General features: G+C 62.2%; 2 protein-coding genes. Both read right to left on the reverse strand.

Features of this window, described 5'->3' with window-relative positions:
• Window positions 1-446: leucyl/phenylalanyl-tRNA--protein transferase (locus A2I95_RS35015; RefSeq protein ID WP_291737169.1), on the reverse strand; the 446-nt coding region annotated here is incomplete at its 3' end.
• Window positions 447-520: 74 nt separating this feature from the next.
• On the reverse strand, window positions 521-1,825 hold a 1,305-nt coding region (accC, locus tag A2I95_RS35020), incomplete at its 5' end, for an acetyl-CoA carboxylase biotin carboxylase subunit (RefSeq protein ID WP_291737171.1).

Raw genomic sequence — 1,825 nt, forward strand, 5'->3', positions numbered from 1 at the left:
TGCACCAGCCGGTCCGTCAGATAGGCCAGTGCCACTTTGGAGGCATCGCGGCGGCGCGAGAACATGCTTTCGCCGAAAAAGGCGCCGCCCAGAGAGACGCCATAGGTGCCGCCGGCCAGAATACCGTCCTGCCAGACTTCCAGCGAATGGGCGTTGCCCATCAGGTGCAGATCCAGGTAGCGGTCGCGGATTTCCCCGTTGATCCAGGTCTCGGCCCGGTCGGCGCAACCGTCTACGACGCCGCCGAAATCCTGGTTCACGGTGATCTCAAAGCCGCCATTGCGGATCCGTTTGGCCAGCGAGCGGGAGATGCGGAAGCCATCCAGCGGCAGAATGCCACGCCGCTTGGGATCGACCCAGAAAATCTCGGGGTCGTCGCGGTGTTCGGCCATTGGAAAAACACCGGCAGAATAGGCGTGCAGCAATAGGTCCGCAGTTAAGCTCATGGTGCTGGCCAGTATAACGGGAAAAGGCAGGCAAATGTAAAACGGGGCGCAGCCAGTGGTGCGCCCCGCTGAAGTTATCCGGGCTGGTTTTCTTCCAGCCAGCGTTCCAGCCAGTGGATGCCGTAGTCGCCGGTGTGGATATCCTGTTCCTGCAGCAGCGCATGGAACAGCGGCACGGTGGTGTCGATGCCGTCGATGATCAGCTCGCCCAGGGCGCGGTTCAGACGGGCCAGCGCCTCGGTCCGGTCGCGGCCATGCACGATCAGCTTGCCGATCAGCGAGTCGTAATAGGGCGGGATCGAGTAGCCGTCATACAGCGCCGAATCCATCCGCACACCCAATCCGCCGGGGGCGTGGTACTGGGTGATCTTGCCCGGGCAGGGGGCAAAGTTCGGCAGCTTTTCGGCGTTGATCCGCACCTCGATGGCGTGGCCGTTGATTTCCAGATCGTCCTGAGTGAACGACATCGGCAGCCCTTCGGCGACCCTGATCTGCTCACGCACCAGATCGACGCCAAAGATGGCCTCAGTCACCGGGTGCTCCACCTGCAGGCGAGTGTTCATTTCGATGAAATAGAACTCGCCGTCTTCATAGAGGAATTCCACGGTGCCAGCACCGGAATAGCCCATCTTGCCAATTGCGTCGGCGCAGATCTTGCCGATGCGGGCGCGCTCTTCCGGGGTGATGCAGGGGCCGGGGGCCTCCTCGAACACCTTCTGGTGGCGGCGCTGCAGCGAGCAGTCGCGTTCCGCCAGATGGATGCCGGTCTCCTTGCCGTCGCCAAAGACCTGCACTTCGATGTGACGCGGCTTCTGGAGGTATTTCTCCATGTAGACTTCGTCATTGCCAAAGGCAGCCTTGGCTTCTGAACGGGCGGTGGAGAAGGCGGTCGTCAGCTCTTGTTCGTTCAGGGCCACTTTCATGCCGCGGCCGCCGCCGCCGGCGGTGGCCTTGATGATCACCGGATAACCCATGTCTGCTGCGGCTTTCTTGGCCGCGGCAATGTCAGGCACGCCGCCCTCAGATCCCGGCACTACCGGGATGCCAAGGTTCTGGGCGGTTTCCTTGGCGGTGATCTTGTCGCCCATGATGCGGATATGCGCTGCCGAGGGACCGATGAAGGTCAGCCCGTGGTCTTCGATAATCTGCACAAAGTTGGCGTTTTCCGACAGGAAGCCATAGCCCGGATGAATCGCCTGGGCGCCGGTGATCTCGGCGGCCGAGATGATGGCCGGGATCGACAGGTAGCTTTGGGTGCCGGACGGCGGACCGATGCAGACCGATTCATCGGCCATGCGCACGTGCATCGCATCGGCGTCCGCAGTGGAATGCACCGCAACCGATTTGATGCCCATTTCCCGGCAGGCACGGATGACGCG

Source organism: Leisingera sp. F5, from assembly GCF_001593695.1.